A 26,040-nucleotide genomic window follows, 5' to 3' on the forward strand; every position below is an offset into this window, starting at 1 on the left:
AAGGCACTAACCGATGGGCGAGGGGTACGCATGACGGACACCGGCCAGGTCCCGGGCGAGGGACTGCCGGAGAGCGCAGGCATGGTGGAACAGCCGGGCGTTCCCGCGCACGGCGCGTACACCTACCTCTCCGAGTCGCCTGCCGAGGACGAAGAGCTGCTGCTGCCCGGCGCCCAGGGCGCCTGGGGCAACGAAGTGCCGCCACCGGCCCCGGAGCCGGTCGTCGAGACCGTCCACGAGCCCGGCCCGCACGAGATGGCGGGCCGTGACAGCGGGTCCGTCGACCTCACCGGAGTCCGGCTGCCCAGTTCGGTGCCCGCCTCCCCGATCCTCTCGGTGCCGCACGACCCGGCGGTGGCCCCGGCCCCGCGTCGGCCGCTGCACCTCGGCCCGCCGATCCCCGACGCCTCCACCAGCCCGGTCCGCTCCCTGGCCGACCGTGGCCCGGCGGGCGCGCCGGTACGGCAGCCGGGCCAGCCGGCGGCCGGCCCCGAGTACCTCGACGCCCAGCCGCTGCGCGAGGCCGTGCCGCAGCCCGCCGCGCCCTGGGGTGCGCCCCAGGGCGCCCCGCAGGCCGTGCCGGTGGCACAGGTGAGCGCACCGGCCCCGGCTGCCGAAACGGTTGCCCCAGTACTGGAGGCGGTCGCTTCCGCCCCGTCCGTTGCCGCCGGTGCCCCCGCCGTTCCCGCTCCGGAGCCTGCGGTGATCCAGCAGGTCCGGACTGCCGAGCCGTCCGGCGCCGCACAGGCGGCCGTCGCCCGGCTCGCCACGGAGGCAGGTGCTCCGGGCACAGCGGACGCCGTGGGTGTGGTGGGTGTCGCAGGTGTCGCGGTCGAGCAGCAGGTGCCGGTGGCCGGGGCGCAGCCCGAGCATGTTTATGGCCCGGTGGGTGCGGCCCAGCCCGCCGCCGGGGACGCTCCGGTGCCCGTGGCCGAGCCGGCGGCGCCGCAGGTCGTCGAGGCCGTGGTGACTCCGGAGGCTGCGCCGGTCGCGGAGGTTCCACAGGCCCCGCAGGCTCTGGAGGCCGTGCAGGTGACCGACGCCGGGGTGGCTCACGACGAGGTCGTCGTACCGGCGGAGGATGTGCCGGTGGTGGTCGTGGCCGCGGCCCAGGCTGTGCCGGACGCCGAAGCCGGTCAGGTTGCGGAAGCGGTGGTTGCGGAGACCGTCGTCGAGGCTGCGGTGGCCGAGCCGGAGCAGCCGGTCGCGCCGGAGCCGCAGCCGGTCGCGCCGGAGCCACAGCCCGTGCCGCCGGTCGCGCCGGAGCCGCAGGTCGGGGAGCCGGTCGTAGCCGAGCAGGTCGTGGAGGCCGTGGTGCCCGAACCCGTTCCGGCACCGGAGACCGAGGCCGAGGTCGAGGCCGTCGTGCCGGAGGAGTCCGTTCCGGCACCGGAGGCCGTCGTGACCGAGCCCGGTCAGCCGGTGGTCGTGGTGCCGCCCGCGCCGGTACCTGCAGCGGAGGCGACGGTCGCCGAAGAGCCCGCACCCTTCCCCGAGGCCCCGCAGTCGCCGGAGCCGCTCGCCGCCACGGCCCCGGAGGCCGAGCAGTCCGTGCCGCTCGCCCCGGACGCCGTAGCCCCCGAGGCACCGGCCGAGTTCCCCGCGGCGGCTGCCGTACCGCAGGCCGAGCCCGCCCCCGAGGCTCCCGAAGCACCGTCCGCCCCGCTGGTCGAGGTACCCCCCGCCGGCCCGCAGACCCAGGGCACCGCGTCCGTCCCCGAGCCGGCGGCGGCCCCGGAGCCCCTCGCCGCCGCCGTCCCCTCGGAGCCGACGCCGGACCAGCCGCTGGGTGAGTTCGTCGCCATCGACGGCCAGGTGCCGACCACCCCGCACCTCGCCCCGACCCCGCCGCACCCGCTGGTCCTCCCCGCGCAGGACCAGGGCGAGCCGGCGCCGGAGCAGGCCGCGACGGTTCCCGCGCCGCGCGAGGCCGAGCCGGGGTCGGTGGCGGAGCCCCACCCCGATGTCGTACAGCAGGCGGAGGACCTGGAGACCAGGGCCGCCGAGCAGGAAGAGAGCACGGCCCCCGTGGCAGAAGTACGTCAGTCCACCGGCCCGGCCGCGCCCGCCTATGACGACGCCGAGCGCGAGGCCGTCCTCAAGGTCATGCGTGAACGCCGTGACATCCGCAACGGCTTCCGCAGCGACCCCATCCCGCACGAGGTGCTGCTGCGCGTCCTGGAGGCCGCCCACACCGCGCCCTCCGTCGGCCACTCCCAGCCCTGGGACTTCGTCGTCATCCGCTCGGCCGACACCCGCCGTTCGATGCACGAACTGGCGATGCGCCAGCGCGACGCCTACGCCAAGTCCCTCCCCAAGGGCCGCGCGAAGCAGTTCAAGGAACTGAAGATCGAGGCCATCCTCGACACCCCGGTCAACATCGTCGTCACCGCCGACCCGACCCGCGGCGGCCGCCACACCCTCGGCCGGCACACCCAGCCGCAGATGGCGCCGTACTCCGCCGCGCTCGCCGTCGAGAACCTCTGGCTCGCCGCCCGCGCCGAGGGCCTCGGCGTCGGCTGGGTCAGCTTCTTCGACGAGCGCGAGATGGTCCGCGCGCTGGGGCTGCCCGAGCACCTCGAAGTCATCGCCTACCTGTGCGTGGGCTACGTCGACGAGTTCCCGGACGAGCCCGAGCTGATGCAGGCCGGCTGGTCCAAGCGCCGTCCGCTGTCGTGGGTCGTCCACGAGGAGACGTACGGCCGCCGCGCGCTGCCCGGCGAGGACCCGCACGACCTGCTCGCCGAGACCGTCGCCGGGATCCGTCCGCTGGACGCCAAGGCGCTGGGCGAGGCCTGGGAGCGGCAGAAGCGGATGACCAAGCCGGCCGGTGCGCTCGGCATGCTGGAGATCATCTCCGCCCAGCTGTCCGGTCTGTCCCGGCAGTGCCCGCCGCCGATCCCGGAGCCCGCGGCCGTCGCGATCTTCGCCGGTGACCACGGGGTGCACGCCCAGGGCGTCACCCCCTGGCCGCAGGAGGTCACGGCCCAGATGGTGGCCAACTTCCTCGGCGGGGGAGCGGTCTGCAACGCGTTCGCCGGACAGGTGGGCGCCGAGGTGTGCGTGGTGGACGTCGGTGTCGCCTCCGAACTGCCCGCCACGCCGGGGCTGTTGCCCCGCAAGGTCCGCGCGGGCACGTCCGACATGACGACCGGTGCGGCGATGACCCGGGAAGAGGCCAAGCAGGCCATCGAGGTCGGCATCGAGACCGCGCGCGACCTGGTGGCGGCCGGCAACAAGGCGCTGCTGACGGGCGAGATGGGCATCGCGAACACGACCGCGTCCGCAGCCCTGATCTCGGTCTTCACCGGCGCCGACCCCTCCGAGGTCACCGGCCGGGGCACCGGCATCAACGACGAGACCCTCGCCCGCAAGACCGAGGTCGTCCGGCGCGCACTGGAACTCCACCAGCCGGACCCGGCCGACCCGATCGGCGTCCTCGCCGCGGTCGGCGGCTTCGAACACGCGGCGATCGTCGGCCTGTTGCTGGGCGGCGCGTCCCTGCGCACCCCGGTGATCCTGGACGGCGTGAGCGCCGGCGCCGCCGCCCTGGTGGCCCGCGCGATCGCCCCCGAGGTCCTGGCCGCCTGCATCGCCGGCCACCGCAGCGCGGAACCCGGCCACGTGGCAGCCCTGAACAAGCTGGGCCTGCGCCCGCTGGTCGACCTGGACCTGCGCCTGGGCGAGGGCACTGGCGCGCTGCTGGCACTGCCGCTGGTACAGAGCACGGCGCGGGCGATGCACGAGGTGGCGACGTTCGACTCGGCGGGCGTGACGGAGAAGTAGCGGGAGTGCGGTTCCGGGTCCGCTGTAGCGGGCTGGTGGTTGTGGGCAGGCGTTCCCCCCAGTGCCTTGAGGGCCTGGGAGGTGCCGCCCAGGCGGAACGGGTGGGCACAACCACCCACCCGGCCCGCAAACGCCCAGCCACCGGACACCTGACCCGCCGAAACCCCGTCCCACTTAAAATGCCCACGTCAGGGCTATCGCACCGCCGCCTCAAGAGGAGCCGCCCCCTCATGGCCGAACACCCCGCCTACCCCGTAGGCCTCCGCCTCACCGGCCGCAAGGTGGTCGTCCTCGGCGGCGGCCAGGTGGCCCAGCGCCGCCTCCCGGCTCTCATCGCAGCGGGCGCCGACATCACCCTCGTATCGCCGGAAGCCACCCCCTCCGTCGAGGCGATGGCGGATGCCGGCGAGATCACCTGGGAACGCAGGCCCTACGCCGAAGGCGATCTCGCCGACGCCTGGTACGCCCTCATCGCCACCGGCGACCTCGCCGCCAACACCGCCGCATCCGCGGAGGCGGACCGGCACCGTGTCTGGTGCGTGCGCTCCGACGACGCCGACCAGGCCACCGCCTGGACCCCGGCGACCGGCCACAGCGAAGGCGTCACGGTGGCAGTCCTCACCACCGACGCGCGGGGCCGCGACCCCCGTCACACCGCCGCCATCCGGGACGCGGTCGTCGAGGGCCTCCGCGACGGCACCCTCGTCGCCCCGCACCACCGCACCCGCACCCCCGGCGTAGCCCTGGTCGGCGGCGGCCCCGGCGACCCCGACCTCATCACGGTGCGAGGCCGCCGCCTTCTCGCCGAGGCCGATGTCGTCATCGCCGACCGCCTCGGCCCGCGTGATCTCCTCGCCGAACTCCCGCCGCACGTCGAGGTGATCGACGCGGCGAAGATCCCGTACGGCCGCTACATGGCCCAGGAGGCCATCAACAACGCCCTGATCGAGCACGCGAAGCAGGGCAAGTCGGTGGTACGTCTGAAGGGCGGCGACCCCTATGTCTTCGGCCGGGGCATGGAGGAGCTCCAGGCGCTCGCCGAGGCCGGGATCCCGTGCACGGTCGTCCCCGGCATCTCCAGCTCGATCTCCGTACCGTCCGCCGCCGGTATCCCGGTCACACATCGGGGCGTCGCGCACGAGTTCACGGTGGTCAGCGGCCATGTCGCGCCGGACGACGAGCGCTCGCTGGCCGACTGGCCGTCCCTCGCGAAGCTCACCGGGACCCTCGTCGTCCTCATGGGCGTCGACAAGATCGGGAAGATCGCCGAGACACTCGTCGCCCACGGCAAGTCCCCGGACACGCCCGTCGCCCTCGTCCAGGAAGGCACGACGGCCGCGCAGCGCCGGGTCGACGCGACCCTCGCCACCGTGGCGGAGGTGGTCCGCGCCGAGGAAGTGAAGCCCCCGGCGGTCATCGTGATCGGCGAGGTGGTGAACGTCGGCCCGCGCCCGGCGGCCTGAAAGGGCACCCGCGCGGGCACTGACGTAACCCCGGGTAACACAACCCGTCCCAGACCATTGGCACCCCACCCAGGACAAGGCAGTATCACCCTGTGGCCGATCTCATCACCGTTGAGGATCCCGACGACCCGCGCCTTCGTGACTACACAGGCCTGACCGACGTCGAGTTGCGCCGCAAGCGCGAACCGGCCGAGGGGCTGTTCATCGCCGAGGGCGAGAAGGTCATCCGCAGGGCGAAGGACGCGGGCTACGAGATGCGTTCCATGCTGCTGTCCGCCAAGTGGGTCGACGTCATGCGCGATGTGATCGACGAGCTCCCGGCCCCCGTGTACGCGGTCAGCCCGGAGCTCGCCGAGAAGGTGACCGGCTACCACGTGCACCGCGGCGCGCTCGCCTCCATGCAGCGCAAGCCGCTGCCGACGGCGGTCGAACTGCTGCGCACCGCCCGCCGGGTCGTCGTGATGGAGTCGGTCAACGACCACACCAACATCGGCGCGATCTTCCGCTCGGCGGCGGCCCTCGGCATGGATGCGGTGCTGCTGTCCCCCGACTGCGCCGACCCGCTCTACCGCCGGAGCGTCAAGGTCTCGATGGGCGCGGTCTTCTCCGTGCCGTACGCCCGTCTCGACACCTGGCCCAAGGGGCTGGACTCGGTCCGCGAGGCCGGGTTCACGCTGCTCGCCCTGACCCCGGACGAGAAGGCCCGCAGCCTCGACGAGGCCGCCCCGCACCGGATGGACAGGGTCGCGCTGATGCTCGGCGCGGAGGGCGACGGCCTCTCCACCCAGGCATTGGTCGCCGCCGATGAATGGGTGCGCATCCCGATGTCCCACGGCGTCGACTCGCTCAACGTCGGCGCGGCGGCCGCGGTCGCCTTCTACGCGGTGACCGCCGGCCGCCCCGAGGCGTAACGCCCCTGAGGAGCAGGACCCCTGAGGCGTAGTACCGCTACTCCCTGAGAGTCATGGCCTTGGCCGGTACGGTACCACCCGGCACGAGACCCATCCCGTGCGCCGGACCGGAGCAGCCCTGGGCCAGCGCGATCCCCACCGCCACCAGCAGGGTCACCACGACGAACACGAACAGCCGCTGGCGCAGCAGCCGGGGATTGGCCGGCCGCCGACCGGTGCCGGTGGGGCGCGGCGCGGGGCGGCCGGTGCCACTGCGCGGCGCGGGCCGGCTGCCGGTACCGGGCCGGGTGCCGTTGCCGCGCGGGGCGGGCGTGGGGCGCGCGCCGTTCGGCCGCGAGGGAACGCCGCCGTTGGGACGCGGGCCGCTGCCGCCGCGCGAGGGCGCGTTGCCGCGCACCGGCGCACCCGACGAGGACTGCGGACGGCGCTGGGTGCGCTGCGGCTCCGGGTAGGTCTCGGTGAGCCGTCCGGTGGGCCGGTCCGCCTCCGCGGCACGGGGCGCGGGGGGCCGTACGTCGGCCAGCCCGTGTGCCTCACGCGCGGCGATCTCCTTCAGCCGGAGCGAGAGCTGGAGCGTGCTCGGCCGTTCCTCGGGATCCTTCGCCAGACAGGCTCGTACCAGGGGCGCGAGCGCGTCCGGTACGCCGTGCAGGTGCGGCTCCTCGTGGACCACGCGGTAGAGCATCACCTCGGAACTGCCGTGTCCGAAGGGCGAGTCACCGGTCGACGCGTACGCGAGGGTCGCACCGAGCGAGAACACGTCCGTGGCCGGGGTGACGGCGGCGCCGCGCACCTGCTCGGGCGCGAGGAACCCGGGCGAGCCCACCGCCGTACCGACGTGGGTGAGCGTGGAGGCCCCGGTGGCCCAGGCGATGCCGAAGTCGATGATCCGCGGGCCCTTCGGGGACAGCAGGATGTTGGACGGCTTCAGATCCCGGTGCACGACCCCGGCCTCGTGCACCGCGACCAGTCCCTCGGACAGCGCGGCCCCGACCGCCGCGGCCTCGGCCGCATGCAGCGGACCCTCGTCGGCGACCTTGTCGTGCAGCGAGGGCCCGGGCACGTACTGGGTGGCGAACCACGGCCGCTCGGCCTCCAGGTCCGCCGCGACCAGCCGTGCCGTGCAACCGCCCCTGATCCGGCGGGCCGCCGAGACCTCGCGGGCGAAACGCGACCGGAACTCCTGGTCCTCCGCCAGATCGGGCCGGATCACCTTCAGCGCGACCCGCTGCCCCTTCTTGTCGGAGCCGAGATAGACGACGCCCATTCCGCCGGCGCCGAGCCTTCTGTGAAGCCTGAACGAGCCGACGACGCGCGGGTCCTCGCGCCTCAGGCGCATCATCGCCATGTTCATCCCCGCTGCCCGGTCCGTTTGACGTGGCACAGCTTACGTTTACCGGGCCGCCCGTGCGCAGAGGCCGCGCCCTCTCGGCCCGATGGATTGTCAGTGCCGGGTGCGAGACTTGAGAGGTGGTCAGAAAGGCGCCGAAATCGGCTCCTTTGAGTACCTGTCTGCTTCAACAAGCCGTCACAGAAGGGGGATTGAAGCTGTGAAGGGTGACCGCGTGGAGATAGTCGTCGACGCCGGCGACACCACCCGTACCTATGAGGTGGTGGCGAGCAGAGCGGGTCGCCGGGTGGAGACGGCGGTACGACGAGGGGTTGTGGAAGTGAGCGAAGTCACGCGAAACGGTTCGGTTGTCCGCACCGCCCGCTTCATGGCGACCAGGGTCCTGGCTCTCGTCGAGCAGCCCGTACCTCGTGAGGACAGCTCGGAAAAACCGGGAAGGACCGGGCACCCCCTCCGGGAAGACCCCGAGTCGTAGGACGAGACCTAGGGCGCCGTCTCCACCCAGGGGAGTAGTCCGCAGGTCATGGCTCATCCTCTCGGAGGCCCGCGATTCGGTACGAGGGCATGACGTCCGCGAGGCGCCACGCGCCTAGATTTGAGGTCAAGCGGCGGGTGCAGCACTCGTCCCCCGAGGTCAGACACCCGCCGCTGCCAAAGACAACTGAGAACGGTCAGGAGAGGGACCATGGCCCTTACGGCACAGCGGACACACACCACCCGTCCCCGCCGGCAGGGTCGCCGCCACCCCCTGGTGGCGACGCTCATGGCCCTGCCCCTGGCGGTCCTGCTCCTCGTCGTCTTCGACGGCTGGGAGACAGTGGCCACACAGGCGTCGTCCGTGGGAGTGATGCTGGGGCGCTGAGCGGCGACCCCAGGCCCGGAAGAGCGGTCCGGGCGGGGACATCCACCCATGAAACCCCGTGGGGACGGGGGTGCGGCGGACGGCAAAAATGCCGGCGCAGCTGGGGAGCTGCGCCGGCATTGCTTTTTCCTGCGCGGGGCGGTGCGAACGAGGGCTGCGTGGACGTCCGGCCGCGGGCCGGTGGAGGCGGTCGCGCAGTTCCTACCCCCAGCACCCCCTACGGGGCGCTGCACAGCCGTCGCTCTTCAGCCGCGGGCAAGTCGTGCCTCCCCCAGAGGGGGGACCCCAGGCGACACAGGTGGGCGCGACGGCACCCTGCCGGCGCCGGTAAGCGTCCCCACCCCCGGCCTCAGCCCCCACCCCGCCGCACCCACGTACGCTCACCCGCAACCGCAGCGAACCGCACCCCCGAGGCCCCGTGACGACCGCAGACGTACTCCCTCAACTGACAGCCAAGATCAGAGACGCCGCTCACCCCGGCCCGGCGGCCCCCTGCGCCTGCGGCACCACCACCCTGGCCCACCGCCCCGACACCACGGTCGTCCGGCATGCGGCAACCGTCGCCAAGGCCCACGCCCCAGGGACCGACCCCGGGGCCCTCGCCCTCCGCCTGGCCACCGCCGCCCACCTTCCCGACGTCTTTCTCCCGCCCCTCGCCGCGACCCCGGGCGCCCTCGTCGACGCCCGCCCGGTCACCCTCTGGCCCTACGGCACCCCCGTGGACCCCGACGACCAGGGCGCGGCTCCCTGGGAGGCCGCCGGGGCCCTCCTCGCCCGCCTCCACCGTGCGCCTGTCGTCCCCGGCACACCCCTGATGCGTGGCCCCGCCAAGGCCGCCCACGCGATGGACCGCCTCCACGAGGCGCTGGCCGCCGCGGCCCCGCACCCCGCCGCCCCGGCCGTCCTGCGTGCCTGGTCGGCCCTGCCCGCCTGGGCCCGCGCCGAGGCACCCATGCCCGGCACCCTCACCCTCTGTCACGGCGACCTCCACCTCGGCCAGCTGGTCCGGCACCCGGCCCCGGACGGGCAGTGGCTTCTCATCGACGTCGACGATCTGGGCGTCGGCGTCCCCGCCTGGGACCTCGCCCGCCCCGCCTCCTGGTACGCCTGCGGCCTCCTGTCACCGGCCGAGTGGACCCGCTTCCTCACCGCCTACCGCGCGGCGGGCGGCCCGGCCGTACCGCAGGACGGCGACCCCTGGGCCGCCCTGGACGTCCCGGCCCGGGCCCTCACGGTCCAGACGGCCGCGCGTTACCTCGCGAAGGCCCTCGCGGCGGACCGCCCCCTGGACGAGGTCGAGCAGTCCTTGATCGACGCCTGTGCCCGGATGGTCCTGGAATGACCTCACAGCGCTTCCGAAAGGTCTTGGTTTGTGCCCAGTTGCGGCCCGCATTCCCGAAGTAGGGTGCAACCGACCGGGGTCGGACGGAGTCTGTCCTGGGGAAACGCGAAGCAGTACCGACCGGCGAGGAGTTGAGCCGACCATGCATTGTCCGAAGTGTCATGCGCCGATGCACACCTACAACCGCAGTGGCGTCCAGATCGAGCAGTGCAGCGGCTGCCGGGGCATCTTCCTCGACTACGGCGAGCTGGAGGCGCTGACCCAGCTGGAGGCCCAGTGGGCGAAGCCCGTCCCGCCGGCCCCGCAGGCGTACCCGGCCCCGCCCGCGCCGGCCTGGGGCGCCCCGCACCACGGCGGCGGTCACCACGGCGGCCACGGCCACCACGGCGGTCACCATGGCAACAAGAGCTGGGCCCACATGCTCTTCTCCAGCTGAGCCTTCGTGCGCCCGGCGCAGGCCGGCCGGGCGCACGAAGAAGCCCCGGCCGTTCGGGACGGCCGGGGCTTCTTCGGTGTGTGGACGATACTGGGATTGAACCAGTGACCTCTTCCGTGTCAGGGAAGCGCTCTCCCGCTGAGCTAATCGTCCTCGGGACCGCGATGCGAAGATCACGGGCAATGCGTGCGCGATACTGGGATTGAACCAGTGACCTCTTCCGTGTCAGGGAAGCGCTCTCCCGCTGAGCTAATCGCGCGGGTCAGATCTTCGATCATCAGACCAAGATCCAGTGGACGATACTGGGATTGAACCAGTGACCTCTTCCGTGTCAGGGAAGCGCTCTCCCGCTGAGCTAATCGTCCTTGGAGGTGGAGACGGGATTTGAACCCGTGTAGACGGCTTTGCAGGCCGTTGCCTCGCCTCTCGGCCACTCCACCAGGAGTGTAGGGGATCGGGGATACCCCTGTTTCCTTCGAGCGGACGACGAGGCTCGAACTCGCGACCTCAACCTTGGCAAGGTTGCGCTCTACCAACTGAGCTACGTCCGCCTGTCGTTTCGGTCCGCTCTCGCGTCCCGGCGACGTGTTGAACTCTAGCGGATTCCCCGGCCAGCACAAAAACGCGTTTGTGCAGCGTGCTGCGCCGGACCCGACGGACGACGTGGTCAGGGCCCCCTCGACGACACGCCCGGGTCACCCCCAGGACACCCGCATAGACTCGACGACGTGCTCCGTCTCCCTCCTCTGGCCCGGTTCGGCGACCGTGTCGCCACCGGTCTCCTCGATGTCACCAGCGATCCCGCGGCCCTCGACTCCACCGGTTTCTGGGCCGTCTGCGCCGACTTCGAGGGGCGGCTGACCTGCGCCCGCTTCGGCGACGTACGGGAGGAGCCGGTGCCCGCGCCGGTGCCGGGGGAGTGGCACGGCCCGGCGGCCGGTGACTGGACCTCGTCCCTGGACCGCACCGCCTACACGGCGGCCGTGCGGCGGATCCGCACCCACATCGCGGCCGGCGAGGTCTACCAGGCCAACCTCTGCCGTGTCCTGTCCGCACCGGTCGCCCCGGACGCCGACGTGGACGCCCTGACCGCACTGCTCGCCCGAGGCAACCCGGCCCCGTATGCCGGAACGATTCGGCTGCCGGAGCGCGGCGTGGAGATAGCCACCGCCTCGCCCGAACTGTTCCTGCGTCGGGCGGGGCGGACGGTCGAGAGCGGGCCCATCAAGGGCACCGGCCGCACCGAGGCGGACCTCCTGGAGAAGGACTACGCCGAGAACGTGATGATCGTGGACCTGGTCCGCAACGACATCGGGCGCGTCTGCGCCACCGGCACGGTGACCGTCCCCGACCTGTGCGCCGTGGAGAAGCACCCGGGACTCGTCCACCTCGTCTCCACCGTGCGAGGAGAGCTGCGCGCCGACGCCGGCTGGCCCGAGCTGCTCGCCGCCGCCTTCCCGCCCGGCTCGGTCACCGGCGCACCCAAGTCGAGCGCCCTGCGGATCATCGAGGCCCTGGAGACCGCGCCGCGCGGCCCGTACTGCGGCGGCATCGGCTGGGTCGACGCGGACCGGGGTACCGGCGAGCTGGCCGTGGGGATCCGTACCTTCTGGATCGACCGCGGCGCAGGGGTGCTGCGGTTCGGTACCGGGGCCGGGATCACCTGGGGTTCCGACCCGGAGGGCGAATGGCGGGAGACCGAGCTGAAGGCCGCCCGGCTGCTCGCGGTAGCGTCGGGTACGTACGACATGAACGAAGGGGGTCTCGGGTGAGGATCTGGCTGGACGGCGGGCTGCAGGACGTCGAGTCCGCGCGTGTCTCCGTCTTCGACCACGGGCTGACCGTGGGGGACGGCATCTTCGAGACGGTGAAGGCGACCGACGGCACGCCCTTCGCGCTCACCCGCCATCTCGACCGGCTGACCCGCTCGGCCCGGGGCCTCGGCCTGCCCGACCCCGACCACGACGAGGTGCGCCGGGCCTGCGAGGCGGTCCTCGCGGCCAACCCGATGCCGCTGGGCCGGCTGCGCATCACCTACACCGGCGGCCATGGCCCCCTCGGCTCCGACCGGGGTGAGCACGGCCCCACCCTGGTCGTCGCCCTCGGCGAGACCGTCCGCCGAGCCGACTCCACCGCCGTGATCACGGTCCCCTGGACCCGTAACGAGCGGGGCGCCCTGACCGGTCTGAAGACGACGTCGTACGCCGAGAACGTCGTCGCCCTGGCCCGCGCGCACCAACACGGCGCCTCCGAGGCGCTGTTCGCCAACACCGTCGGGCAGCTCTGCGAGGGCACCGGCTCCAATGTCTTCGTCGTCCTCGACGGCGAGATCCACACCCCGCCGGTCGCCTCGGGCTGCCTGGCGGGCATCACCCGTGCCCTGGCCGTCGAGTGGACCGGCGCCAAGGAGACCGACCTGCCCCTGGACGTCCTGGAGCGGGCCGACGAGGTCTTCCTCACCTCTACCCTGCGCGACGTCCAGGCCGTGCACCGGGTCGACGGCCGCGAACTGCCCGGCGCCCCGGGTCCGGTGACCGCCAAGGCGATGCGGATCTTCGACGAGCGGTCGGGCGAGGACCTGGACCCTTAGGGGCGCGGGGAAATTGGGCTGCTGCGGGGCCGCTCCACGGGTAGAACACCCCTGATGACCACGACCCTGCGGCCGACCGAGCCGCTCCAGCGCGACGCCGACGGGGCGCCCTCCCGCCGCTACCAGGTGTGCGTGAACAGCCGCCCTGTCGGCACCCTCCATCTCGGCACCTCGCCGAACCTGGGTGCCCGGGTGGCTCACATCCTCGACCTGCGCATCGAGGAGCCCGACCGCCGCCGGGGCCGGGGCACGGTGGCCGCGCTCGCCGCGGAGGAGGTGGCCCGGGGCTGGGGCTGCCGGCAGATCGAGGTGTACGTGCCGGCCGCGGCGGAGCCGGCGCTGCGTCTCGTCGAGGCGCTCGGCTACGTCCTGCGCAACCGCGGCATGGCGAAACGGCTGGCCGACATCTCACCCGTGCTGCCGGCGGGGAGCCGGGGCCGTGCCATGACCGAGGCCGAGTTCGAGGTGTGGCTCGCGTACGAGTCCGAGCACTACGCGCGCGTGTGGATCGACCTGGGCGTGCCCGAGGCCGAGGCGTACGAGAACTCCCGGATCGGCCACGAGAAGCTGCTGCCGCGGGGACTCGCGACGGACGGCATGCGGTTCAGCGTCCTGGAGCACGAAGGCACGCGCGTCGGCGTCCTGTGGGTGGCCTTCCGGAAGGACAAGGCCTGGGTGTACGACGTCGAGACCGATGCCGCCCACCGTGGCCGGGGGCACGGCCGCACCCTCATGCTGCTGGCCGAGGACCAGGTGATCGCCACCGGCGGGCGGGTCCTCGGCCTCAACGTCTTCGCCGGCAACACACCGGCCGAGCGGCTCTACGAGTCGCTGGGATACACCACCATGACGTACGTCCTGTGCAAGGACCTGATCTGAGATCCGGGCAACGACCTGATCTGAGGTCCGGGCAGGGACCTGGTCCGAGGTCCGGTCACTCCTGTTCGGCCAGCAGCCGGTCCGCGATCTCCGCCACCCGCTCGCGCAGCCCCTCCTGGCTCTTGCCGCCGTCGAGGCGCTCGCCGCCGATGACATAGGTCGGGGTGCCGGTCACGCCGATGGCCTTGCCCTCGGCCTGGTCGGCGTCGACGATCAGGATGTGCCGGCCGTCGACCAGCGCGGTGTCGAACTCCTCGGCGTCCAGGCCCAGTTCACGGGCCACCTCGACCAGGAAGGGCTCGCCTCCGCGGTCCAGTTCCTCGACCCGGCCGAGGACCGCCTCGACGTACTCCCAGCCCTTCCCCTGCTCCAGGGCCTCCTCGGCGGCCTGCGCGGCGGCGAAGGCGTGCTTGTGCTTCTCCAGGGGGAAGTGCCGCAGCCGCAGTTCCAGCCGGTCGCCGTACCGGGCACGCAGGGCGCGGAGGTCGTCCAGGGCGCTGCGGCAGTCGGGGCACTGGAGTTCGCACCAGACGTCGAGGACCGGGGCGTCGGTGCGTGCGGGGGAGTCGTTCATGGCGACCAGTCTTCCAGGCCGGGCTCCGTCGCCCCAATCGAGACGGCGGGCAGTCGGCGGGCGGCTGACGGCGGCCGGTTGCGGCCGGTGGCCGGGTGGGGGTGCAACTCGTCCCTGGGGTGGAGGAGACCCGGAGAGGACCCCGAGATGCCCCTGATTGTCGGGCGCGGGCATGGATCGTGCGGGCCGGGCGGTGCACGATGGAAGGGGCGGAGCGCGCGCCCGTCGCCCCGACCGACCGAGCCCGCCAGGAGGACCGGATGATCGCCGAGACAGTCTGTTCCGCCGTGTCCGCGGCAGGCCTGGGCATCGCCGTGGTCACCGCCTACCGCAAGCGGTATCTGGCAGCGGCCCGTATCGCCGCCTACTCACTCGTGCCCGTCGGCCTGGTCATGACGGGAGTGGTCGGCTGGCTCGCCGACACGGCGTTCAGCCCCACCGCCTGGGCTGGGTTCGGTGTGCTCGGCGCGGCCTGGGGCCTGTTCGCCCTCACCCGCGCCGTGGAGCGCAGGCGCGGCGGCACCCGGGCGGAGCGCAAGGCGGCCGCCCGCGGGACCCGGAGTGACGCCGTCGCCCCGACCGCCTCGGCACCGTCGCTCGGCCCCGCCACCCGTCCGGCGGCCAAGCCCGCGGCGGCGCCCCGCAGCACCGGCTCGGGCGACGACTTCAGCGACATCGAGGCCATCCTCAAGAAGCACGGAATATGACACTCCGCGGCTGCGGGTACGGCGCGGGCAGGCGCTGCCGGCGGCGCGGGGGCACGGCGCTGGTCAGCCTGGTCGCAGGCGCATGAATATGACAGTCGCATGAGGCATTGAAACGACACAGTGTGCACGCGGCGCGCGCGGAAGCGTTCAGGGGGTGACCGGAAGCGGACCGGACATCACGGAATTCAGCGAACTCCCGTCCATTCCGGGTGTGTTGATCGCGCAGCGGGTGCCGGCTGGGTCATCATCACCGCGAGATGCTGGACACGAAACAGAGCGAGGCCGCGCCGCCGAAGGACGAGCCCCGCGGGTGCCTCTTCGCCCTTTCCCAGCCACCGCTGATGATCTTCCTAGCGGTGATCGGGTGTCTGCTCCTCATGGCTGCGCTGCACGACCTGCTGTGGCTGTGAGCCGTACCCGCCCGTCCCGGCGCCACCCGCCGGGACAGGCGTCGGCATCGACAGCTCCGGCGCCTGCCGCCTCGGACGTCGGGCATCCCCTTTCCGGCGTGCGCAGGGAGATCAGCCTGTCGCCTCCTTGCGGCGTGCCCGGTATGCGGCGACATGCAGACGGTTTCCGCAGGTCCGGCTGTCGCAGTAGCGGCGCGAGCGGTTGCGGGAGAGGTCGACGAAGGCGCGCCGGCAGTCCGGGGCCTCGCAGCGGCGCAGCCGCTCCTGCTCCCCGGCGACGACGAAGAACGCCAGCGCCATCCCGCCATCGGCGGCGAGGTGGTCGGCCACCGAGGCACCGGGCGCGAAGTAATGCACATGCCAGTCGTAGCCGTCATGGTCGGTGAGCCGGGGGGTGGTGCCCGCGGCCGCGACCAGTTCGTTGACCAGTGTCGCGGCGGTCCGGGCGTCCGGGGCGGCGAAGATTCCAGCGAACCGCCCGCGGATCTTGCGTACCGCCGACAGATCGAACTCCGACAGCAGACCCACATCGCTGATGTCGTGCGTTCGTACGAAATCCTGGAGAGCCGGGACATCGAGGAGTCCGTCCGCCGCCGTGTCGTCCTCCGGTGCGGTGTTCACCAGATCCACCACGACGTCGAGGGCACGCCGGGTGTCGTGGGTGATCAGCACGTTTCGCTCCCTGGCCTGAGGGTCGGGCGGGCGCCCGCCGATGGTGGCCGATGGTAGCGACATCCGGGCGCGCCGCACCGTGCCCTGCCCCACTGGCGGCTGTCCCGTAGGACTGCCACCGCCCGCCGAAGGTTCCCGCCGGAGCAGGACACGCCGACGCAGGACACACCGGAGCCGCCCCGTGACCGAACACGGTGGCGGCGCCGGTGCTGCCGTATGCGGTTGTCTAGGCCCGAGCCGTCTCCCCGAGTGGACGGCGCCGGGCGGCTTGCAGGGGCCGCGCCCTAGCTCTCCGCCAGAATGTGCGAGAGCTCCTGATCGAGATCGAAATGCCGGTGTTCCGTGCCGGGCGGCACGGCGGCGTCAGTTCGCTTCAGGAAGGACTCCAGGGCCCGCGCCGGGGCCTCCAGCAGAGCCTCGCCCTCCGGAGAGCTCAGGGCGATGCAGACGACGCCCTGACCGTGACTGCGGGACGGCCAGACGCGGACGTCGCCGGTGCCGGTGGGGCGGTGCAGCCCCTCGGCGAGGAGGTCGCGGGCGAACACCCACTCGACGGTTTCCTCGGCTCCGGTGTGGAAGGTGGCGTGCACGGCGTAGGGGTCGGCCGTGTCGTACCGCAGGCCTGCGGGGACAGGCAGGGAGGACTCGCTCGACACAACGAGGCGCAGGTGCAGCTCGCAGCTGACCGTGGTGTTCATAAGCGCCAGGGCCTTTCGCTCAGTGTGCGCTCGGGGATTCGCACGTCGGCGAAATCGACATGCCACCTACGGTGCCGTTGTAAACCCCTCTGAGTGTTTTGCGTGTGTTTACGTAACTCTTCCGGCCGAGAACCGGTACGGGAGCTACGACCATTCCGGTGACCGGAAACGCTCGGGTAGGGTTTGGTCGTATGAATACGGGGAGTAACGAACCGGGCGAGGTCGCCGCGGCCTCGGACGGGAGTGAGGTGGACGGGACGACAACGGACGGGGCACGTGCCGAGCAGGGGCTCGGATCGCGGGCGCCCGCATTCATCAAGGCGCGCCGGGCACTGCACCTGAGCTGGCAGGCCGGGGTCTTCACGGTCGGCCTCGCGGTCGTGGTCGCGGGCATCATCCTGCTGCCGTTGCCCGGTCCCGGCTGGGTGGTCATCTTCGGCGGCATGGCGATCTGGGCGACCGAGTTCGTCTGGGCCCAGCTGGTGCTCCGCTGGACCAAGCGCAAGGTCACGGAGGCGGCCCAGAAGGCCCTCGACCCCAAGGTGCGCCGCCGCAACATCGCGCTCACGACGGTCGGCCTGATGATCGTCGCCGGCCTTGTCGGGGTCTACCTCTCCAAGTTCGGCATAGTGATGCCCTGGAAGATCGAGGAGTGACCCGGCCACCGGCCACGGGCCCCCGGCGACTGGTCGGGGGCACCCCCTGACATGGGGTAATGTTCTTCCTGCGCCCGGGCGATTAGCTCAGTGGGAGAGCGCTTCGTTCACACCGAAGAGGTCACTGGTTCGAACCCAGTATCGCCCACCCGAAACTGCGGCCCACCTGCGAAAAGCAGGTGGGCCGCAGTCGTTCGCGGCCCGGTGGCCCGGCGAGGGGCTGTGGCGACGGCGGTCGCGTGAGCGGCGCGCCCCGCTGCCGGCCGGTGAGGCTCACGTAGGGGCGGTGAGGCCGGGTACGGCCCGACGAGGGTCGCGTACGGGCGGTGAGGGCCGGGCGCGGGTGCGAACGGGTTTCACAGGGCCAGGCGAGCGGTTCGGCGGGCCCGGTCCCGCCGTCCGGCGGGGGAGTGGCCAAGCGCGGGGCGGAGGCGAGCGGCGGACGGAGGCCGGACGCGGCTCGTCGTCGGTGCGTCGGGGGTCGGTGACCTCGCCGGGGGTGGGTCGGGGGTCCTGGGCCTCGCCCGGGGTGCGTCGGGTCCTGCTGGTCCCGTCGGCGGTGTGCCGGAGTCCTGGTGGCCGAGTCGGTCCGCCGGAGCGCGGGATCCTTCCTCCCGCCCCACTCGTGGCCACGGTCGGCGCAGGTGAGGCGCGTGGGCACCGGCTGCGTCGTGCTGTGCGCGATGCGGAAGATTTCCCGCTCGGCCCTGCCCGGCGGCACCTTCTCGGTCGGCTGATGTGCCGGCCGCAGTGGTCGGAGGTTTCGCCGTGCCGCCTGCCTCCGCGCGTCGGATCCGTCCCCCGTCCTCACCCCCTGTCCACCCCCATTCCCGATGCGCGCTCCGAGCGGCCTGCCCCTCCGAGCCGCTCGCCCCCGAACCACTCATCGAAGCCAAGCCGTAACCCCGCCCGCGGCAAGCCGCCTCACGTTCGACCACCCGACCGTACGGCCCCCCACCTGCGACGTCACCCGCCGCGCAGCCCCGGCCCCCCGCACCGCACCGCGCCGCCCCGCCGCCCCGGTCACAAGAAATTCCTGTCCGAATCATTGACGCCTCACCGGGCCCTCCGTAACTTGTGCCAGCAAGCGCTTACTTGAAACGATTCATGCGAGCGGCGGCGACCGCTGCGGGGAGGGGCCCGACTGTGGGAACCAGCAGGAATGTGGAGAGGCGGACCATCCTGAAGGCGGCCGGTGCCTCGGCGGCCGTGCTCGGGCTGGGGGCGACGACGGCGTGCGGTGGCGACAGCGGCTCCGGGGACGGAACGGTGACGATCCGTTACTCGTGGTGGGGCGCCGACGAGCGGGCGAAAAAGATCAATCAGACCATCACTCTCTTCGAGAAGAAGTACCCGAAGATCAAGGTGAAGACGGACTTCCAGGACTATCAGTCCTTCTGGGAGAAGTTCCAGACGCAGGCTGCCGGCGGAAATCCCCCGGACGTTTTCCAGAATGCCGTCGGATTTCTTCGGAAGTACGACAAGAGAGGAATTCTGCTCGACCTCAACTCCCAGGTGAAGGCCGGCAATCTGAGCCTGGATCACTTCCGTGCGGGCGTCACCAAGGTCGGCGAAGTCGACGGCAAGCAGCTCGGCGTTCCCGTCGGCTCGAACACCATGGCGCTGGTCATCGACAAGAAGGTGTTCGAGAAGGCGGGCGTGGACCCGCAGACCGGCTGGACCTGGGACGAGTACTTCAAGGCCCTGAAGACCATCCACGACAAGACGAAGATCGCGGGCGACACGGGCTACTTCTCCATCATGTACCTGTACGACCTGTACCTCCGCCAGAACGGCAAGGCCTTCTACACCAAGGACGGACTCGGCTTCGACAAGGCCGATCTGACGGAGTGGTGGCAGGACGGCTACAGCCGCGTCAAGGCGGGCATCGTCACCGATCCGAAGATCGTCGCCCAGGACCAGCCCAAGTCCTCGCTCTCCTCCGGCCACGCGGCCTCCGAGTTCACCTGGGACAACTTCACGGTCCGCTACTCGGCGGAGGGCACCAGCACCTACGGCCTCGGCCCGATCCCCACCACCGACGGCACGCACACCGGCCAGTACCTCGCCTCCCTGATGCTGAGCGCCTCCGCCCGCACCGCGCACCCCAAGGAAGTCGCCCAGTTCATCGACTTCATGGTCCACGACCCCCAGGTCGGCAAGATCATGGGCTACGACCGCGGCATCCTGGCGAGCACCGAGCAGTACGCGGCGTTCCAGCCGACCGATCCGGTCAGCAAGGAGATCGCCCAGTACGAGGACGACACCGCCAAGGCTGGTGTGCTCGGCACGATCACCCCGCACCCGTCCGGCGCCGACACCATCGAAGCCGCCTTCCTGCGCATCGGCGGCGACATGTCGCAGGGCAAGACCAAGGTCTCCGACGCGGTGAAGCAGTTCTTCTCCGAGTCCGAGGCCGCCTTCCAGGCCTGACCAGTCCGATGGGAACTGCCGTGACGCTCGTCAAGGACTCCGCTCCCGCCGCCCGCAGGGCACACCCCGCCGCCCCCGCCACGCTGCGGCGGCGGGGCCGCCGGGAGAACCTCGCCGGCTACCTCTTCATGTCCCCGTGGATCGCGGGCTTCCTGCTGCTGACCGCGGGCCCGATGGTCGCCTCGCTCTACTTCGCGTTCACCGACTACAACCTCTTCAACACCCCGAAGTGGGTCGGCCTCGACAACTTCACCCGGATGTTCGACGACCCGAGGTGGCAGAAGTCGGTCGAGGTGACGGCGAAGTACGTGGTCATCGGCACCCCGATCAAGCTGCTGCTCGCCCTCGGCGTGGCCCTGCTGCTTGCCCAGAGCCGCCGCGGCCAGGCCTTCTACCGGGCCGCCTTCTACGCCCCCTCGCTGATCGGCGCGAGCGTCTCGGTCGGCTTCGTCTGGCGGTCGCTCTTCTCCGACGGCGCCATCGTGGACCGCACCCAGTCCTTCCTCGGCTTCCACGTCGGCGGCTGGGTCGGCAACCCGGACTGGATCCTCTACAGCCTGGTCGCCCTGACGGCATGGCAGTTCGGTGCCCCCATGGTCATCTTCCTCGCCGGACTCAAACAGGTCCCCAGGGAGCTCTACGAAGCGGCTGAGATGGACGGAGCCGGGCCGTTCCGGAAGTTCTGGAACATCACCCTGCCGATGATCTCCCCGGTGCTCTTCTTCAACGTGCTGCTGGAGACCATCCACTCCTTCCAGATCTTCGGCTCGGCGTACGTCGTCTCCAACACCCAGTGCGGCCCGGCCGACGCCACGCTCGTCTACACCTGTTACCTCTACCAGCAGGGCTTCAAGAACGCCCAGATGGGCTTCGCGGCCGCGATGGCCTGGATGCTGCTGCTCGCGGTCGCGCTGGTGACGGCCGTCCTCTTCTGGTCCCAGAAGAAATGGGTGCACTACGAGGAGGACGCCCGATGAGCGCGACCACCACGAAACCGTCCCTGCTGAACCGCCGCCGGACCGGTTCCCTCGCCTGGCACCTCGGTGCCCTGCTGGTCCTCGCGGTCATCCTCTACCCGGTCGTCTGGGTGATCGGCGCCTCGTTCAAGCCCAGCAAGGACATCATCAACAGCCTCACGCTGTTCCCGTCCCACCCGATCCTGAGCAACTTCAAGAGCCTCGCCGAAGGCATAGCGGATGTCTCGATCTGGACCTTCTTCCAGAACTCCCTCTTCTACGCCGTCGGTGCCGTGGTCGGCGTCCTCGTCTCCTGCTCGCTCACCGCCTACGCCTTCGCGCGCATCCGGTTCGCCGGCCGCAACCTGCTCTTCTCACTGATGATCGGCACACTCCTGCTGCCGTACCACGTGCTGCTGATCCCGCAGTACGTGATGTTCCAGAAGCTGGGCTGGATCAACACCTACGCCCCGCTGCTGATCGGCAAGTACCTCGCCACCGAGGCCTTCTTCGTTTTCCTGATGGTGCAGTTCATGCGCAACCTGCCCAGGGAACTGGACGAGGCGGCCCGGCTCGACGGCTGCGGACACTTCCGTATCTACTGGTCGATCGTGCTGCCGCTGTGCAGGCCCGCCCTCATCACCAGCGCGATCTTCACCTTCATCAACGCCTGGAACGACTTCATGGGTCCGCTGATCTACCTCAACGAACCCGGCAAGTACACGGTCTCCCTGGGCCTGATGATGTTCCGCGACTCCGACGGCGTGGCCGCCAACTACGGCGGGATGATCGCCATGTCCCTGGTCGCGCTGCTGCCCGTGCTGCTGTTCTTCCTCGCCTTCCAGCGCTATCTGATCGACGGAATGGCGACCTCCGGACTGAAGGGCTGATGACGTCGTGGCCGACGTGCGCACCAAGCCGTCCGTCTTCACGGAGAAGTTCGGCGTCTTCGCCGAGTGTCTGCTCACCGGGGTGTGGATCGCGATCGCTTCCCTGGGGGTCGTCACGTACCCGGCCGCCTTCGCCGCCGGTGCCCGGCATCTGCGCCGTCGCACCGGCCAAGTAGGCGGCGGCTGGCGGGAGTTCGTCGCGGACTTCCGGGACGCCGTGCGCGGCGGCTGGGTCGTCGGGCTCGTCGGCTGGGGTGCGGTAGCGGTCGCCTGGGTGGACGTCCAGGCCGTGCGCGCCGGGCTGCCCGGCGGACCGCTCGTCGGGGCCGTGGGCCTGTTCGCGGTGATCGGCCTCGCGGTCGCGGGGCTCCGCGCGGCGGCCGTCTGGACGCCCGGCGACCGCTGGCGCACCCTGCTCGCGGCCGCCGGCCGCCGTACCGTCCTCGACCCCGGCGGATCCTTCCTGCTCGTCGGGGGAGCGGTCCTCGTGGTCTGTTCCGCCCTGCTCATCGCACCGCTGGCGGTGCCCGTACTGGGCGCCGTCGCGGCGGCGGCCGTCGCGGTGGAGGAACGCCACCGCCGCCGCTGACCGGCCTCTTGTCAGGGGCGTCGCCTGCGGCGTCGCACCTCTCTCTGTCATGCCCCTGACCACCCTGCACTCGCACGGAAAGGAAAGGCGGAAACATGTCTCCCATCCCCCGCAGGTCACTCCTCAAGGCGGCCGCCGTGGCCGGCGCCGCCGCCCAGTTCAGCTGGGCGCTGGGAACGAAGGAAGCACAGGCCGCGCCCAGAGCCGAGGCTGCCGACGCGGACCCGGTGACCCTGGACTGGCTGGAGGACGGCGGCCTCGGCGCCGCGCCCGGTTCGACCGTCGGTGTGCCCTGGCCGATGGGCGCGTTCCAGGAGGACCAGACCTTCGCGCTGACGGACGAGGACGGCAAGGACGTGGCCGTCCAGTCCTGGCCGATCGCCTACTGGCCGGACGGCTCCCTCAAGTGGACCGCCCACGCGATCAGTTCCGGGAACGGGAAGCTCACGCTCGCGGCGGGCGACGCGACCGCGCCCGACCGGAAGGTCACCGTCGACAGGAGCGGCGGCACCATCGACGTGTCCACCGGCGTGATCGCGGTGAAGATCGGCAAGAACGGCTCCACGATCATCAAGTCCGTCACCCGGGGTTCCACCGAGATCGCCAGGAACGGGCGGCTGGTCCTCATCCGCCAGCCCGAGGTCGAGGACGAGGACCAGGGCACGGTCAAGACCGAGCGCTTCGACGGCGCGATCGACTCCGTCACCGTCGAACAGGACGGCCCGGTCCGCGCGGTCGTCCGCATCGACGGCAAGCACCGCAAGGGAAGCCGCAGTTGGCTGCCGTTCTCGATCCGGCTCTACTTCTACGCGGGCGCCGACTCCTTCCGTATGGTCCACACGATCACCTACGACGGCACCCAGGAGCCGGGCAAGGCCGGTGGTGACTTCATCCGCGGGCTCGGCGTCCGCTTCAGCGTGCCGATGCGCGACGAGGCCTACGACCGGCACATCCGGATCGGGGGTGAGGGAACCGGCCTGCTGCGGGAGGCCGTCCAGGGCATCACCGGACTGCGCCGCGACCCGGGCGCGGCCGTGCAGGCGGCTCAGTACGCGGGCCAGAAGCTGCCCGACCCGTCCACCTGGGACCAGCGCGTCACCACCCGCCTCCAGTACATCCCGCACTGGGGCGACTACACCCTCTCCCAGCTCTCCGCCGACGGGTTCACGCTCCGCAAGCGCACCAGGAAGGGGTACGGCTGGATCGCGGCCGGCGGCGGCAAGCGGGCCTCCGGATTCGGGTACGTGGGCGGCGCGAGCGGCGGATTCTCCTTCGGGCTCAGGGACTTCTGGGAGAAGTTCCCGGCCCAGCTCGACATCCGCGACGCCCACACCGGCGCGGCCGAGGTCACCCTCTGGCTCTGGTCGCCCGAGGCCCAGCCGATGGACCTGCGCTTCTATCACGACGGCATGGGCCAGGACACCTACGCCGAACAGCTCGAAGGCCTCAACATCACCTACGAGGACTACGAGCCGGAGTTCGGCACCCCCTACGGCATCGCCCGTACCTCGGAACTGCTGTTCTGGGCCAACGAGACGACACCGACGCCCGAGGCGCTGGCCGACCAGGTCGAAGCGGTCCGGGTGCTCCCGCAACTCACCGCCCCGCCGGAGCAGTTGATCAAGGCCAAGGTCTTCGGCCCGGGCCTGTTCTCCGAGCCCGACCGCTCCACCGCCGCCAAGGCGAAGATCGAGGACCACCTCGACTTCCTCTTCACCTACTACAAGGACCAGGTGGAGCAGCGCCGTTGGTACGGTTTCTGGGACTACGGCGACTTCATGCACACCTACGACACCGTGCGCCACCAGTGGCGGTACGACGTCGGCGGCTACGCCTGGGACAACTCCGAACTCTCGCCCGACCTCTGGCTCTGGTACGCGTACCTGAGAAGCGGCCGCTCCGACATCTTCCGGTTCGCGGAGGCGCTGACCCGGCACACCGGTGAGGTCGACGTCTACCACATCGGCCAGTGGGCCGGCCTCGGCACCCGGCACGGCGTACAGCACTTCGCCGACAGCGCCAAGCAGCAGCGCATCTCCAACACCACCTACCGGCGCTTCTACTACTTCCTCACCGCCGACGAACGCGTGGGCGACCTCATGGCCGCCAATGTCGACTCCGACGAGACCTTCCTCGTCCTCGACCCGCTGCGCAAGGTCCGCACCGACCCCTACACCCCCGACCGGCACGCCCTGTCCATCGGCTTCGGCACCGACTGGAGCGGCCTGGTGTCGGCCTGGCTCACCGAGTGGGAACGCAAGGGCCCCAAGTGGGAGAAGGCCAAGGCGCGCGTCCTGTCGACCATGGAGGGCATCGCCGCCCAGCCCAACGGCTTCGTCCAGGGCAGTGGCCTCTACGACCTCGACACCGGCAAGTTCGCCACCGCGGACACCCCGGTCGTCTCGGTCTCCCACCTCTCCGCGGTCTTCGGCCTCAACGAACTCTGCGCCGAACTCATCTACCTGGTCGACATGCCGAAGTTCGACGAGGTGTACTTCGACTACTGCCGCTACTTCAACGCCACCAAGGCCGAACAGGCGGCACGCTACGGCTCCAACTTCGGCACCCTGCTGCTCTTCCAGGGCCACTCGCGGCTCGACGCCTACGCCGCCGTACAGACCGGTGACGAGACGCTGGCCAAGCGCGCGTGGACGAAGTTCTACGGTTCCGACGGCTACACGGAGTCCTCGCCGTGGAAGACCGAGGCGCTGTCCGGCCCGGTCACGCTCGTCGCGGGCAGCGAGGCGAGCTGGGTGTCCTCCAACGACACCGCGCTGTACGGGCTCGCGGCCATCGAGAACCTGGCCCTGCTGGGCGACAAGATGCCCTCCTAGCAGGTGAGAGGGGAGCGCCGTCGCACGGGCGGCGGCGCTCGCATCCCTGAGTGTGGTCCAGGTCACCCCGTGCGGCATGAGTACGCGTACTCAGACCCGGCACACGGGCAGACTCCGTCCATGGACTGGACCCACTACAGCTTCCTCAGCCGGTGGCCGCTGCCCTTCGGGACCACGGCCGTCTTCCGGGCGCTCGAACGAGTCGAGGACTATCCCGACTGGTGGCCCCAGGTGCGTTCGGTGACCCGCCTGAACGACACCACGGGCGTCATCACCATCCGTTCCGTCCTGCCGTACGACATGACCTTCACCGCGCGCGAGACGCGGCGGGATCCCGAGGCCGGCGTGCTGGAGATCGAGATGAGCGGCGACATCAAGGGCTGGGCCCGCTGGACGGTCACCGCCGATGGCGCCGGCACGCTCGCTCGTTACGAGCAGGTCGTCGACGTCGAAAAGCCGCTGCTGCGACGACTGGCCGTCCCCGGGCGGCCGTTCTTCCGTCTCAACCACCGGCTGATGATGCGGTCGGGACGACGGGGACTGCTCGGGCACCTGCAAGCGGTTTGAACGAAACGCGCCGGTCCCTGTATTGTTCACTGCGTTCCCGGGCGATTAGCTCAGTGGGAGAGCGCTTCGTTCACACCGAAGAGGTCACTGGTTCGAACCCAGTATCGCCCACCACCGGGAAGGCCGGTCTGCCTGCGCAGACCGGCCTTTTTGTGTCTGCCGTGCGTCTTGAGGGGGGTCTCATGAGCGTGGGGAAAGACAAGGAGAGGCGACGGAGAAAGGTTTCCGTGAGCCGGCGCAGGGTGTGGGCGCTGGGCGTCGTCGCAGGCGTCATGGTGGTGCTCGCCGCGATCGTCGCCGGCGGGCAGGCCAGCGCCTCCGCGTCGGCACCGACCCGGTGTACGACTCCGCGCCCCCTCGATCGTACCGACCTGCTGCTCGCCGCCACGGACGGCGGAGGCGGCGGTTCCTGTTGAATCCTCCCCTCCCTGAGG

24 protein-coding genes and 7 tRNA genes are annotated in these 26,040 nt (G+C 71.2%); 22 read left to right on the forward strand and 9 right to left on the reverse strand.

Annotated features, from left to right (window positions below; genetic code table 11):
- Window positions 1-30: 30 nt before the first annotated feature.
- From cobT to EDD90_RS42865, 3 genes are all read left to right on the forward strand, one after another.
- Entirely contained in the window at window positions 31-3,786 is a 3,756-nt protein-coding gene (cobT, locus tag EDD90_RS42855) for a nicotinate-nucleotide--dimethylbenzimidazole phosphoribosyltransferase (protein WP_123978464.1), read from the forward strand.
- 230 nt (window positions 3,787-4,016) lie between these two features.
- Complete coding sequence (gene cobA / locus EDD90_RS42860; protein ID WP_123978465.1) at window positions 4,017-5,249, forward strand: uroporphyrinogen-III C-methyltransferase; 1,233 nt, start codon at window positions 4,017-4,019, stop codon at window positions 5,247-5,249.
- Window positions 5,250-5,341: 92 nt separating this feature from the next.
- Entirely contained in the window at window positions 5,342-6,160 is an 819-nt protein-coding gene (locus EDD90_RS42865) for an RNA methyltransferase (RefSeq protein WP_123978466.1), read from the forward strand.
- A gap of 37 nt (window positions 6,161-6,197) precedes the next feature.
- Here EDD90_RS42865 and EDD90_RS42870 read toward each other — a convergent pair whose 3' ends face one another.
- Window positions 6,198-7,514, reverse strand: coding sequence for a serine/threonine-protein kinase (locus EDD90_RS42870; RefSeq protein ID WP_185149661.1), 1,317 nt, complete (start codon window positions 7,512-7,514; stop codon window positions 6,198-6,200).
- A 196-nt stretch (window positions 7,515-7,710) separates the two neighbouring features.
- Between EDD90_RS42870 and EDD90_RS42875 the strand changes: the two genes are divergently transcribed.
- The 4 genes from EDD90_RS42875 to EDD90_RS42890 all read left to right on the forward strand — a co-directional run bounded on the left by EDD90_RS42875 (window position 7,711) and on the right by EDD90_RS42890 (window position 10,151).
- On the forward strand, window positions 7,711-7,986 hold the full coding sequence (locus tag EDD90_RS42875; RefSeq protein ID WP_123978468.1) for a hypothetical protein: 276 nt from the start codon (window positions 7,711-7,713) through the stop codon (window positions 7,984-7,986).
- A 210-nt stretch (window positions 7,987-8,196) separates the two neighbouring features.
- Window positions 8,197-8,373, forward strand: coding sequence for a hypothetical protein (locus EDD90_RS42880; RefSeq protein ID WP_123978469.1), 177 nt, complete (start codon window positions 8,197-8,199; stop codon window positions 8,371-8,373).
- Between the two features lie 418 nt (window positions 8,374-8,791).
- Window positions 8,792-9,715 carry a phosphotransferase family protein gene (locus EDD90_RS42885; RefSeq protein ID WP_123978470.1) on the forward strand — a complete coding sequence of 308 codons (924 nt, stop codon included), beginning with the start codon at window positions 8,792-8,794 and terminating at the stop codon, window positions 9,713-9,715.
- 142 nt (window positions 9,716-9,857) lie between these two features.
- Window positions 9,858-10,151, forward strand: coding sequence for a zf-TFIIB domain-containing protein (locus EDD90_RS42890; RefSeq protein WP_123978471.1), 294 nt, complete (start codon window positions 9,858-9,860; stop codon window positions 10,149-10,151).
- An 81-nt stretch (window positions 10,152-10,232) separates the two neighbouring features.
- Here the strand turns inward: EDD90_RS42890 and EDD90_RS42895 are convergent.
- The 5 genes from EDD90_RS42895 to EDD90_RS42915 form a co-directional block, all read right to left on the reverse strand.
- Window positions 10,233-10,304: transfer RNA gene (locus EDD90_RS42895), tRNA-Val, on the reverse strand.
- Between the two features lie 34 nt (window positions 10,305-10,338).
- A tRNA-Val gene (locus EDD90_RS42900) sits at window positions 10,339-10,410 on the reverse strand.
- Window positions 10,411-10,444: 34 nt separating this feature from the next.
- Window positions 10,445-10,516: transfer RNA gene (locus EDD90_RS42905), tRNA-Val, on the reverse strand.
- A gap of 1 nt (window position 10,517) precedes the next feature.
- Window positions 10,518-10,591: transfer RNA gene (locus EDD90_RS42910), tRNA-Cys, on the reverse strand.
- A gap of 38 nt (window positions 10,592-10,629) precedes the next feature.
- Window positions 10,630-10,702 (reverse strand) — tRNA-Gly (locus EDD90_RS42915).
- A 177-nt stretch (window positions 10,703-10,879) separates the two neighbouring features.
- On the opposite strand from EDD90_RS42915, the gene EDD90_RS42920 reads away from it, so the two are divergent.
- From EDD90_RS42920 to EDD90_RS42930, 3 genes are read left to right on the forward strand one after another with little or no spacing between them, the layout of a single operon-like run.
- Window positions 10,880-11,923 carry a chorismate-binding protein gene (locus tag EDD90_RS42920; RefSeq protein WP_123978472.1) on the forward strand — a complete coding sequence of 348 codons (1,044 nt, stop codon included), beginning with the start codon at window positions 10,880-10,882 and terminating at the stop codon, window positions 11,921-11,923.
- Complete coding sequence (locus EDD90_RS42925) at window positions 11,920-12,741, forward strand: aminotransferase class IV (protein WP_123978473.1); 822 nt, start codon at window positions 11,920-11,922, stop codon at window positions 12,739-12,741. The genes EDD90_RS42920 and EDD90_RS42925 overlap by 4 nt, the downstream gene beginning before the upstream one ends.
- Before the next feature lie 54 nt (window positions 12,742-12,795).
- The gene (locus tag EDD90_RS42930) at window positions 12,796-13,620 is read left to right on the forward strand and encodes an N-acetyltransferase (protein ID WP_123978474.1); all 825 of its coding nucleotides are present in this window, start codon (window positions 12,796-12,798) and stop codon (window positions 13,618-13,620) included.
- 55 nt (window positions 13,621-13,675) lie between these two features.
- Here EDD90_RS42930 and EDD90_RS42935 read toward each other — a convergent pair whose 3' ends face one another.
- On the reverse strand, window positions 13,676-14,194 hold the full coding sequence (locus EDD90_RS42935; protein ID WP_123978475.1) for a DsbA family protein: 519 nt from the start codon (window positions 14,192-14,194) through the stop codon (window positions 13,676-13,678).
- Window positions 14,195-14,454: 260 nt separating this feature from the next.
- On the opposite strand from EDD90_RS42935, the gene EDD90_RS42940 reads away from it, so the two are divergent.
- Both EDD90_RS42940 and EDD90_RS55930 read left to right on the forward strand, forming a co-directional pair.
- Window positions 14,455-14,901: a hypothetical protein gene (locus EDD90_RS42940; RefSeq protein ID WP_123978476.1), complete on the forward strand. Its 447-nt coding sequence runs from the start codon at window positions 14,455-14,457 to the stop codon at window positions 14,899-14,901.
- A gap of 257 nt (window positions 14,902-15,158) precedes the next feature.
- Window positions 15,159-15,311, forward strand: a complete 153-nt coding sequence (locus tag EDD90_RS55930; protein ID WP_167450005.1) for a hypothetical protein — start codon at window positions 15,159-15,161, stop codon at window positions 15,309-15,311.
- A gap of 111 nt (window positions 15,312-15,422) precedes the next feature.
- Here the strand turns inward: EDD90_RS55930 and EDD90_RS42945 are convergent, their stop codons facing one another.
- Together EDD90_RS42945 and EDD90_RS42950 are read right to left on the reverse strand one after the other, a co-directional pair.
- Window positions 15,423-15,983, reverse strand: a complete 561-nt coding sequence (locus EDD90_RS42945) for a CGNR zinc finger domain-containing protein (protein WP_123978477.1) — start codon at window positions 15,981-15,983, stop codon at window positions 15,423-15,425.
- Between the two features lie 284 nt (window positions 15,984-16,267).
- Complete coding sequence (locus EDD90_RS42950; protein ID WP_004002642.1) at window positions 16,268-16,681, reverse strand: SsgA family sporulation/cell division regulator; 414 nt, start codon at window positions 16,679-16,681, stop codon at window positions 16,268-16,270.
- A 191-nt stretch (window positions 16,682-16,872) separates the two neighbouring features.
- On the opposite strand from EDD90_RS42950, the gene EDD90_RS42955 reads away from it, so the two are divergent.
- The 10 genes from EDD90_RS42955 (at window position 16,873) to EDD90_RS43000 (ending at window position 26,022) form a co-directional block, all read left to right on the forward strand.
- Window positions 16,873-17,337 carry a TIGR02611 family protein gene (locus EDD90_RS42955; RefSeq protein WP_123978478.1) on the forward strand — a complete coding sequence of 155 codons (465 nt, stop codon included), beginning with the start codon at window positions 16,873-16,875 and terminating at the stop codon, window positions 17,335-17,337.
- A gap of 76 nt (window positions 17,338-17,413) precedes the next feature.
- Window positions 17,414-17,485, forward strand: a tRNA-Val gene (locus EDD90_RS42960).
- A gap of 998 nt (window positions 17,486-18,483) precedes the next feature.
- On the forward strand, window positions 18,484-19,770 hold the full coding sequence (locus EDD90_RS42965; RefSeq protein ID WP_123978479.1) for an ABC transporter substrate-binding protein: 1,287 nt from the start codon (window positions 18,484-18,486) through the stop codon (window positions 19,768-19,770).
- Window positions 19,771-19,778: 8 nt separating this feature from the next.
- Entirely contained in the window at window positions 19,779-20,747 is a 969-nt protein-coding gene (locus EDD90_RS42970; protein WP_398927311.1) for a carbohydrate ABC transporter permease, read from the forward strand.
- Entirely contained in the window at window positions 20,744-21,616 is an 873-nt protein-coding gene (locus EDD90_RS42975; protein WP_185149426.1) for a carbohydrate ABC transporter permease, read from the forward strand. The genes EDD90_RS42970 and EDD90_RS42975 overlap by 4 nt, the downstream gene beginning before the upstream one ends.
- A 7-nt stretch (window positions 21,617-21,623) precedes the next feature.
- Window positions 21,624-22,205, forward strand: a complete 582-nt coding sequence (locus EDD90_RS42980) for a hypothetical protein (RefSeq protein ID WP_123978482.1) — start codon at window positions 21,624-21,626, stop codon at window positions 22,203-22,205.
- 95 nt (window positions 22,206-22,300) lie between these two features.
- The gene (locus EDD90_RS42985; RefSeq protein ID WP_123978483.1) at window positions 22,301-25,039 is read left to right on the forward strand and encodes a Tat pathway signal sequence domain protein; all 2,739 of its coding nucleotides are present in this window, start codon (window positions 22,301-22,303) and stop codon (window positions 25,037-25,039) included.
- Between the two features lie 120 nt (window positions 25,040-25,159).
- A complete protein-coding gene (locus EDD90_RS42990) occupies window positions 25,160-25,606 on the forward strand; it encodes an SRPBCC family protein (RefSeq protein ID WP_123978484.1) in 447 nt (148 codons plus the stop codon).
- Between the two features lie 39 nt (window positions 25,607-25,645).
- Window positions 25,646-25,720 (forward strand) — tRNA-Val (locus EDD90_RS42995).
- Between the two features lie 113 nt (window positions 25,721-25,833).
- Complete coding sequence (locus EDD90_RS43000) at window positions 25,834-26,022, forward strand: hypothetical protein (RefSeq protein ID WP_123978485.1); 189 nt, start codon at window positions 25,834-25,836, stop codon at window positions 26,020-26,022.
- Window positions 26,023-26,040: the final 18 nt, after the last annotated feature.

This window comes from Streptomyces sp. Ag109_O5-1 (assembly GCF_003814875.1).
Taxonomy (GTDB): Bacteria; Actinomycetota; Actinomycetes; order Streptomycetales; family Streptomycetaceae; genus Streptomyces; species Streptomyces sasae.